Origin of the sequence: Endozoicomonas sp. ALE010 (genome assembly GCF_049310165.1) — a bacterium.
Taxonomy (GTDB): Bacteria; Pseudomonadota; Gammaproteobacteria; order Pseudomonadales; family Endozoicomonadaceae; genus Endozoicomonas.
Map to the genome: position 1 here is coordinate 1 of NZ_JBLYNV010000013.1, position 9631 is coordinate 9631.

Below are 9631 nucleotides of genomic sequence, written 5' to 3' on the forward strand. Positions count from 1 at the left end.
CTTGAATAGAGGTCCATAACCACTGCCAGATACAACCATCCCTCGCGAGTCCATAAATAAGTAATATCTGTCGTATAGACCTTATTCGCCTTCGTGACTGCAAACTCCCTGTTCAGGAGATTTTCTGCAACTGGAAACTTGTGCCTGCTATTCGTCGTCACCTTGAATTTTTTCGCATACTTCACGACCAGCCCCAACCGTTTCATCAGTGTTGTTGCCTGATGGCGACCTATGCTGTAACCCTTGCTTCGCAGTGCTTTTGCCATTCTTCGGCTGCCATATGAGCGATCAGAGTCGACAAAAATCTGCTGCGCATCAGCCTCCAGGCGGAACTGTTCAGCCCTGGAGTTCTCCTGCTGAGTCTGTTGTTTCTGCCAGCGGTAAAAGCCACTGCGCCCCACTTGCATCACTTTGCAGAGTACCTGCACCGGATAGACCACCTTCTCCTGTTGTATGAATGCAAACCTTACAACAGTTCTTTCGCGAAGAAGGCCGTCGCCTTTTTTAGGATTTCCTGCTCCATTTTCAACTGGCGATTTTCAGCTTCCAGCTCTTTTATTCGCTGTTGATCAGGCGTCAGAGCTTGCTGCCCTTTGCCAGGAAAAGACATTTCCTTTTTTTCATTCTGCTCACGTACCCAGCGTCTTAGGTTACCATCATGGATACCAAGACTTCTGGCCACTTCTGTAGCAGCCTGCCCCTGTTCAACTACCATAGCAATGGCTTTACGCTTAAATTCCGGAGAATAATTCTTACGCTGCTTTGTCACTTTCTACCTCGTCATCAATGGTACTATTGTGCTTAACGAGGTGTCCTAAGTCATTAAACCACTTCAAGCATTAGTAGAGCATCCACTGTTTACGGACTGCCTTGGCTTGAAACAAGTGTTCAGTGGTGGCGAGACACTGACACGCAATCTTGCTAAAGAATTTTTCCAGTGTCTACCACACACTGAGTTGACGAACCTGTATGGTCCGACTGAGTGTACGATCAACTCTTCTACTTTCACATTATCTCATGCGTCACTGGACGAATATCCGGACGCGATTTCAATTGGTAAACCTGTCGCAAACAGCTTGTACCACGTACTAACGGAAGACGGTCAACCTGCGGAGGTTGGTGAAATTGGTGAACTACACATTTCTGGTGTTCAGGTTGCAAAAGGCTACTATAACCGACCAAAAATGACAGATGAGAGGTTTATCACTAACCCAAGTCCATACCTGCCCGGACATGAAATTATGTATAAAACCGGGGACCTAGTGAAACAGGATATTCAGGGGAATACACATTTTGTAGGTAGAGTGGATAGCCAGATCAAGCTACGCGGTTATCGGGTTGAACTCGATGAGATACGTCTGGCGATTGAAAATCATCAGTGGGTCAAAATGGCAGCTATGGTGGTTAAAAGTGATCCGCGAACTGGTCACCAGAACTTAATTGCCTGTGTGGAGCTCGATGAAAGGCAAGCGGCACTAATGGATCAGGGCAATCATGACAGTCATCATCAATCAAAATCGAACAAGTTTCAGGTAAAGGCACAATTATCGAATTCCGGTTGCCGTGACTTGACTCTCTGCGACGTAGACGACATCCAGCCCTTGCCAGGGAAAACGGCGACGACAATGCAGCGAGTAAATGCCTTCGGCCGAAAAACTTACCGTTTCTTTGAAGGTCAGGTTCCTGTGTCCAAAGCGATGTTGCTGAACATGTTGGAACGTCAACCGCTTCCAGCCAAATTTACAGGCTGTGTTGATGCTCTTTCGATGACGGATTTTGGTGGTCTGCTAAGAAACTTTGGTCAGTTCATAAGTGAAGAGCGTCTGCTCCCAAAATATGCCTATGCATCACCAGGGGCCTTATACGCCACGCAAATGTATTTTGAAATCAATGGCGTCTTGGGGATGAAGCCAGGAATTTACTACTATCACCCCGCAGAACATTGCCTGGTCAAAGTTCATGCGCTACTGGCACATCATACCCCAACCTTGAATGTACATTTCATTGGAAAGTGTGGCGCTATTGAGCCTGTGTATAAAAACAATATCCTTGAAGTACTGGAAATGGAAACGGGGCATATGTTGGGTGTGTTCGATGAGTTGCTACCCAAACATGGCCTATCTTTACTTCAAGATCAGACCGTTGCACGTGATACTTTGCCAGAGTGGTATGACGGCAAAAGTGAGGATTTTTACCTCGGCAACTACCGGTTTGAGGCATACCTGTTGACTCATCAAGCAGCCAGCCCACAGTATCTTGTGCAAGTACACGGGGACAAAGTTGAAGGGCTTTCACCCGGCCTTTATCAATACCAAAATGGTGATTTGCATTGGCTAACCAATCAGATGCTGCAAAAGCGTGATGTGATTGCTATCAACCAGAAAGTATTTGAACGCTCGAGTTTTGGTGTCGGACTCGTATGTCATGGTGAAGATTCAGATAGTCACTATATTCATTTGGGTCGTGCACTTCACCGCCTACAAAGTAACGCCTCTCTGATTGGAATCATGTCTTCCGGATACAGTTCAAAAACCAATCATGACCTTCCCGCAGCCGTGAAAATGAGAGCAATTCTGGCAGAACATGGTCGCCCGATGGACAGTTTTTACTTTGGTGTTGGTGGGCCGATCAGCGAAGCACAACACATGAGTGAAGGCATGAATGAAGATCGTGTTCATATGCAGGGTCCGACAGAGATACTCAAAGATGAATTGGCCTTGCTGTTGCCACATTACATGATTCCGAACAAAGTTCTTGTATTGAATAAACTACCACAGACGAATAACGGAAAGGTCGACCATATTGCTCTAAACCAGCTTGATGAAATCAATCAGGTAAATGCTGATCAAGCACTGATCCCGTTGACAACGGAGACGGAGAAAAAGGTCGGTGACATTTGGTGCCGCGTCATGAAGTGGGAGCACGTTTCCGCCACTGATAACTTCTTTAGAGCTGGCGGGAACTCCCTGACAGCTGTTGCTCTGATCAACCGCATCAATGGTACGTTTGGTATCAAAATGCCACTTCAGGTCTTATTTCAGGAGCCAAACGTGACTGGTCTGGCTCAATGGATTGACAACAATGTAACGGAGCAAAGCCCATGCTTGAGAGTGATCCATCTAAATCAGAGTTCTGAGAAACCAATATTTTGCTGGCCAGGCCTAGGAGGTTATCCTCTGAACCTGAAGCTGATCGCCAACGAATTGCTCCCCGAACGTGCTTTCTATGGGATTCAAGCACAGGGGATTAATGCAGATGAATTACCACTAGCGTCCATTCGTGACATGGCCAAAGAAGACATTGAGCAAATCAAAGCGGTTCAACCTGAAGGACCATACACACTATGGGGATATTCCTTCGGCGCACGGGTTGCTTTTGAAGTGGCTGCTCAGCTAGAAGCCACGGGTGAGACTGTTGAGGCACTCTACCTGCTTGCACCAGGTGCACCAATCACCCAGATGGAAAGAGAGCAGGCATTCAAGCATGAGGCCAGCTTCAAGAACCCGGTTTTTCTGGCCATTTTATTTTCTGTTTTTGCCCACAAAGTCGCAGGCAGGCTGATGGAACGCTGTATTGAGCTGTGCCGCACGGAACATGAGTTTGTTGCATTTATCTGCCAGCGATTTCCGCTACTGCAACCTGACTTGGTCAAGCGTATTATCCGCATTGTCACTATGACCTATGGCTTTAGTTATCAATTCGAAGAGTTGGAAAACCGATGCCTGAATGCGCCGATCACAATTATTAAAGCACAGAATGACCATTATTCATTCCTTGAAAATACACCGGCCTTTAGCAAAGAAGCACCGAAATACCTTGAGCTAAATGCTGACCACTACCAAGTTTTGAAAGCCACCGGTGTGCAGGAATTGAAGCAAAAACTAAACATATTAAAATAATCCCTGCACCGACTACTGGGTCGAATAGCGAACGAACTTAAGCCAGTTTGATTGCCCCTCGGGCAACCCTGGTTTTCTGGATAGTACTCAGGGTCAAGCCTCTGAGATTTCTTCCTTTAAAATGAAAAATAAGGATAGAAGTATTATGGAACAAATGATAACACTTGAGTTTCACCCGGAAGTGAAAGCGGCACTTGAAGCTGGTCACGCAGTGGTTGCCCTTGAATCGAACGTAATTACTCACCCGACCTTCACCACCCCTTGGTAACATTTTGATTTTAAACGATTAAATATCGTGCCAACCATATATTCGAATAGAATATATGCTTCAAAATCAAATGATTACGTTATTTTGGTGGTGAAAGTGGGACTCACGGATTGGATTATCCAGATAATGTTACCACTGCATTGAAAGTTGAAGCTGCCGTTCGTGAAAGCGGTGCCATACCTGCCACAATCGGTATCGACAATGGTGTGGTATTGGTGGGCATGAATCGCGAGCAAATTGAGCGCTTTGCATCAACTCCAAATATTCCGAAAGTCTCAAGCAGAGATTTGCCATTTATTTTAGCTTCAGGAAAGATGGGGGCGATGACTGTTGCATCATCTCTGGTGATAGCCGAACTCGCTAGCATTCCTTTCTTCAGTTCAGCTGGGATTGGCGGGGTTCACCGAGGGGCGGAAACATCTATGGACATTTCTTCTGATCTGATCCAATTCACGCGCTCTAAAGTTGCTGTAGTTTGTGCCGGAGCAAAGAATATTCTCGATATTGGTCTAACACTAGAGTACCTCGAGACCCAGTGCGTACCTGTGGTTTCTTACCAGTCTAACGACTTTCCGGCATTTTACTGCCAGACCAGTGGATATAAGAGCCCGATGAGAATGGATCATGCTGATGAGATTGCCAGAGCGATTGAAATCAACTGGTCTATTCCCGGTGCCGCTGGTATGTTGATTACGACGCCAACCCGTGAAGAGGATGCTATTGACAGTAAGGATATCCAGCTTGTAGTAAAACAAGCTGTTGAACAAGCGGAGACAGAAGGGGTGACCGGAAACGCAGTGACGAAATTCATTATGAAGGCTATCGAGAAAGCTACTGCGGGCCGTTCAGCGGAAGCAAACAAGGCGGTTCTGATTAATACTGCTCGAGTGGCGGGAGAGCTTGCCGTTGCACACAGTCATTATCTCCGCGATAAAGGGCAGCACGTTGGAGGCTGACACACTTTCTCAAGTATGCAAAATCAGAGCTGGGCAACTGTCAGGTTCTGGAACCAGTGCGAAAGGCGATATCAACAGTAGAGAGCCATGCTGACAGGATATTAAAACGCTGGACGTCAACCTACACAAATGCCCGAATGGAAGGCCTAAACAGTCTTTTTCAGGCGGCCAGAAGCAGGGCAAGAGGTTACCGCAACACAGGAACCTTTTTGATGATGGATCTACATGATCGCTAGCCCTGTAGCTGATGTGCTGAAATCCATATGAAACAGCGAAGAGCCGCTTTTACCCCCTGAAGTATCTGTTTTATTAAAGAAGAAAAAGGTATAAAAGTTGTGATTAGGTGATCCACGATATCCAGCATAACGTGTAGGCTATTTCGTTGCGTTTGAAAAAACGGTCGTTTTTTCAGACTGCGGTACGGAGGTTCGACCAACCTCTGTACCTCCCGCCAAATCGTGCATTTTTGCCGTCTAACTTTTTATCGTCTACTTTTCTTCTGTAGTGTTGAGAACAGCAGACGACTTTGACCGAAAACATGAAAATTGGGTACGCTCGTGTTAGTACTTCAGATCAGAATCTGAACTCACAAATTGATGCGCTGAGAAAAGCTGGTTGCCAGAAAATTTTTCAGGATGTGGCCAGTGGAGCAAAATCAGACAGACCTGGTCTTGAAGATCTTATGAAAGCAATCCGACCTGGTGACATGCTGGTCATTTGCAAACTGGATCGCTTGGGACGATCACTTCAACATCTTGTATCTCTGGCCAGCGAATTGATTGAGCAAAAAATCGGCCTGATTAGCCTCAATGACCCCGTGGATACTTCAACGCCACAGGGAAGGTTAAGCTTTAATCTCTTTGCGGCACTGGCTGAATTTGAACGAGAGATCATCAGGGAGCGTACCCGCATAGGCCTGGAGTCTGCAAGGCTGCGCGGTCGCAGAGGGGGGCGGCCTAAGGGGCTACCCGAGCGGGCACAGAAAATCGCCTGCGCTGCTGAGACCTTATATAAAGAAGGTCAATTAACCGTTGATGAAATTGCTTCCCATCTGGGCATTTGCAAGTCAACACTTTACTCCTACCTGCGCTACAGGGGAGTCCCCATGGCTGGAAAAGTTGACTGACTGAAGGGAACATGTTCAGTCCGAGCATTAATAATAAGACGAAGTATCAATGGTTGCAGTTCATGAAACCGCCTATCCCCGGTTGCGTTCGAGAACGACCTTCAAAGACTTGGAGGGATCTATTTGGGAACCCGCTCCGGACGAACTGAAATGGGTTAAGCAGGTCGTTACCAAGCCTCTGCACCGACATGTATTGTTGATCCATCTTAAAATGTTCCAGCACCTGGGCTATCACGTTGCCTTCAAAGATATACCTGCCGGTTTTATACAATATTACGGTAAGAAATTGCGGCATCGATCTACCGTTGAATCCGTCCGACGCGACGCCCACAGCTCTCGTCGGTCGTTTTACATCGAGCAGATAAGGCAGCATTTGGGCGTAAGGCCATTTGATACAGATCTGGCAGAACAAGCTATGGCAGTATCGGCTGAAACGCGCCACTATCAACAGGATATGATTAATGAAGTCATTGAGCTTCTGTTAAAAGACCGATGTGAACTCCCAGGGTTTTCAACCTTAAACAAAATGGCAGTCAGTGCCCGACACGAGTTCAACAGTAACCTTTACTCAAGCTATTGGCAGAAGCTTTCAACGGAAAGTAAAAAGCAGCTATCCGAATTGTTGGAGCAGGAACCATGGGATCGACTGAAGCCCATCAACAAAAAAGTGAGTCGCAACAATGCTTCCGTGCACCTCAACCAGTTGCAATGGTACCAAAATATTCGTAAAAATCTTCCGAACCTGCCGGAAATGACACCTGAAAAATGCCGGGCACTGGAACTTGAAGCGTGTGCCCAGGATCGATCCGAAATGGAAAGTATAAAATCGGAGAAACAGGCTCTACTTCTTGCTTTGTTATTGCGCTATCGACACGCTCAGGTACTCGACGACATTGCCAGTATTTTTTTGAAATTGCTTCGGAGTATTCATAACAGGGCACAGACCAAACTGCAGGAGTGGCAGAAAGGCAAGACGAAGCAACAGGAAAAACTCATTGCCCAGCTAAAGTCGGTCAGTCAGGCTTACCAGCAGGAAAGCACAAGCTCAGACCCTACTCTTGAATCCATTGGCCAGGCCCTGAAAAACAAACCTCAGGAAGTCATCAAAGCTTGCAATGAACTGCTGGAATACTCTGATGGCAATTACCTGCCTTTCACCATTCCTTCCTACAGATACCATCGGTCCAGTCTGCTTACCGCAATGTCGTTATTCACTTTGAGGACGGCCTGTAATGACTATCGGCTGATACAGGCATGGCATTTTATCAAAAAGCACCAGAAGTCACGCAAAACCTGGCTGGATGTGAGTGATACTCAAATCAGTTGGGACTGGATACCAGCCAGAAAGTGGTGGAAGCTGGTGACCGGCACTGATAAAAAGACAAAACAAATCGTAAAGGTTCATCGGCTTTATCTTGAGTTATGCCTTCTGACTCTGGTTGCTGAGGGACTGCAATGTGCTGATCTCTTTATTGAAAACAGTACCGAATTCAGTGACCGGCGTCTGCAGCTAATCAGCGATGAGGAGTATCGGGACGGCGAGGCTGACTACTGCGATATGGTCGGTTTCCCTGCTGATAAAGTTGCCTTCTGTCAGGATTTGAGGCAGCGCCTGAAAGCTGTATGTCAAAAGACGGATATGGCTTTTCCAAGTAATACTCAGGCAAAGATAAAGGATGGCGAACTGGTCATCTCTCCTATTCGTGCCGAAGAGAAACCCGCTGAACTGGAAGTTCTTGAGACTCTGATTCAAGAACGAACACCGTCAATCAATATTCTTGATTTACTGACCGAAACAAAGCTGTGGCTCAATTTAAGTAGGCACTGGCGACCGCTATCAGGGCAGCAAAGCCGCATCGACAACCTTGAGGAACGCTTTGTACTGGCTCTACTCTGCTATGGCTGCAACCTGGGATCGGCCCAATTATCACGATCCGTCAAAGGAGTCAGCCGCAAACAGATTGCCCGCATGAACCTGAAATACAGCTCAGAAGAAGGCCTGAGCCAATGTATTAAAGAGGTGATTAATGCCTACAACAAATTTTCTTTACCCGGTTACTGGGGAACAGGAAAGAGTGCCTCAGCGGATGGTACAAAGTGGGATCTTTATGAAAATAATCTGCTATCAGAATACCATGTTCGCTATGGGGGATACGGCGGCATCGGCTATTACCATGTCTCTGATACCTACATAGCTCTGTTTAGCCGTTTCATCCCCTGTGGAGTCTATGAAGCGATTTATATACTGGATGCCCTTTTGGAGAACCAGTCAGATATACAACCAGACACATTACATGCCGATACCCATGGGCAAAGCCTTGCAGTATTTGGTTTGGCACATCTGCTGGGTATAAAGCTGATGCCTCGCATCAAAAACATAAAAAGGCTGATATTTTATCGCCCTGAAACTGGGCTAAAGATTGATAATATTGGTCCTTTGTTCCGGGAAACTCTGAAATGGGAACGGATCGAGGCTTGCTGGGAGGATATGCTGCGAATTGCCATGTCCATCAAAGCCGGGAAGATCTCAGCATCGACCATCATCAAGCGGCTCAACAGCAAAAGCCGAAAAAACTCTGTGTATTATGGGTTCAGAGAACTGGGTCGGGCAGTAAGAACACTTTTCCTTCTGGAATACATTCAGGACACGGGAATGCGGAGAATGATTAACGCCGCAACCAACAAAAGCGAAAAGTTCAATGACTTCTCTGCCTTGCTGTTCTTTGGCAACAAAGGCGTCATAAGGGAGAATGACCGGAGCCAGCAGGACAAAATTATCAAGTACAATCACCTGACTGCCAATATGGTCATACTTCACACAGTCGAAACTCTGAGTCGCACATTGACTGAGTTACGAAAAGAAGGGCATGAAATCACGGATGAAATGCTGAGCCACCTCTCACCGTACCGTGACCATCATATTAATCTTCTGGGGGATTACCGGCTGGACCTGAAGAAAAAGGTACGACCGTTAGAATTTGATATTTTTCCTAATAAAAACAAGATGGTTACGTGATTTTTATGAAGATTTGTCACGGTTACGGGCCACGTACCTTGATGAGTGGATGGACAGTTTTACCCAGGTACGTTCATTGGCTGAACTGACGTTGAATGAGCCAGATGATATCAATGGATAAAAAATCGATTCCTGCTCATTTCCGAAACTTGGTGATTCCTGATACTCGGCTCCTGATGTTGTATGCAGGGGCTCCCGAGTGTTGGGCTGCTTCTCGAAAAGACAGTTCTGCGGGGCTATTCAATCACCTGGTATTACCGGAGTTGAATCAGGCTGAGTATTTTTACTGGCCTGTGGCGCTGCTCCGTTGTCATCATTAACTTTGATCGTCTGAATATGCACCTGGCGCATAAGCTCGCTCATATC

General features: G+C 46.5%; 9 protein-coding genes. 6 read left to right on the forward strand and 3 right to left on the reverse strand.

From position 1 onward, the window contains the following. Both ACO6UY_RS07745 and ACO6UY_RS07750 read right to left on the reverse strand, forming a co-directional pair. On the reverse strand, window positions 1-455 hold a 455-nt coding region (locus ACO6UY_RS07745; protein WP_422461421.1), incomplete at its 3' end, for an IS3 family transposase. A gap of 11 nt (window positions 456-466) precedes the next feature. Continuing rightward, the gene (locus tag ACO6UY_RS07750) at window positions 467-769 is read right to left on the reverse strand and encodes a transposase (protein ID WP_163372995.1); all 303 of its coding nucleotides are present in this window, start codon (window positions 767-769) and stop codon (window positions 467-469) included. Window positions 770-821: 52 nt separating this feature from the next. Between ACO6UY_RS07750 and ACO6UY_RS07755 the strand changes: the two genes are divergently transcribed. The 6 genes from ACO6UY_RS07755 to ACO6UY_RS07780 all read left to right on the forward strand — a co-directional run bounded on the left by ACO6UY_RS07755 (window position 822) and on the right by ACO6UY_RS07780 (window position 9265). Next, entirely contained in the window at window positions 822-3899 is a 3078-nt protein-coding gene (locus ACO6UY_RS07755; RefSeq protein WP_422489574.1) for a thioesterase domain-containing protein, read from the forward strand. A gap of 145 nt (window positions 3900-4044) precedes the next feature. Beyond that, window positions 4045-4167 (forward strand): hypothetical protein, encoded by a 123-nt coding sequence (locus ACO6UY_RS07760; protein ID WP_422489537.1) that lies wholly within the window; start codon window positions 4045-4047, stop codon window positions 4165-4167. Between the two features lie 110 nt (window positions 4168-4277). After that, a complete protein-coding gene (locus ACO6UY_RS07765) occupies window positions 4278-5123 on the forward strand; it encodes a pseudouridine-5'-phosphate glycosidase (RefSeq protein ID WP_422489539.1) in 846 nt (281 codons plus the stop codon). After that, window positions 5120-5359, forward strand: a complete 240-nt coding sequence (locus ACO6UY_RS07770) for a transposase (RefSeq protein WP_422489576.1) — start codon at window positions 5120-5122, stop codon at window positions 5357-5359. The genes ACO6UY_RS07765 and ACO6UY_RS07770 overlap by 4 nt, the downstream gene beginning before the upstream one ends. A gap of 302 nt (window positions 5360-5661) precedes the next feature. Continuing rightward, window positions 5662-6249 (forward strand): recombinase family protein, encoded by a 588-nt coding sequence (locus tag ACO6UY_RS07775; RefSeq protein ID WP_422489541.1) that lies wholly within the window; start codon window positions 5662-5664, stop codon window positions 6247-6249. 49 nt (window positions 6250-6298) lie between these two features. Beyond that, entirely contained in the window at window positions 6299-9265 is a 2967-nt protein-coding gene (locus ACO6UY_RS07780) for a Tn3 family transposase (protein ID WP_422444843.1), read from the forward strand. A 240-nt stretch (window positions 9266-9505) separates the two neighbouring features. On the opposite strand, the gene ACO6UY_RS07785 is transcribed toward ACO6UY_RS07780, so the two are convergent. After that, a complete protein-coding gene (locus tag ACO6UY_RS07785) occupies window positions 9506-9628 on the reverse strand; it encodes a hypothetical protein (protein ID WP_422447021.1) in 123 nt (40 codons plus the stop codon). Window positions 9629-9631: the final 3 nt, after the last annotated feature.

Coding starts and splice junctions, on each gene's coding strand:
- ACO6UY_RS07780 (WP_422444843.1), top strand. CDS start 6,299: ATGGTTGCAGTTCATGAAACCGCCTATCCCCGGTTGCGTTCGAGAACG.
- ACO6UY_RS07775 (WP_422489541.1), top strand. CDS start 5,662: ATGAAAATTGGGTACGCTCGTGTTAGTACTTCAGATCAGAATCTGAAC.
- ACO6UY_RS07785 (WP_422447021.1), bottom strand. CDS start 9,628: ATGAGCGAGCTTATGCGCCAGGTGCATATTCAGACGATCAAAGTTAAT.
- ACO6UY_RS07760 (WP_422489537.1), top strand. CDS start 4,045: ATGGAACAAATGATAACACTTGAGTTTCACCCGGAAGTGAAAGCGGCA.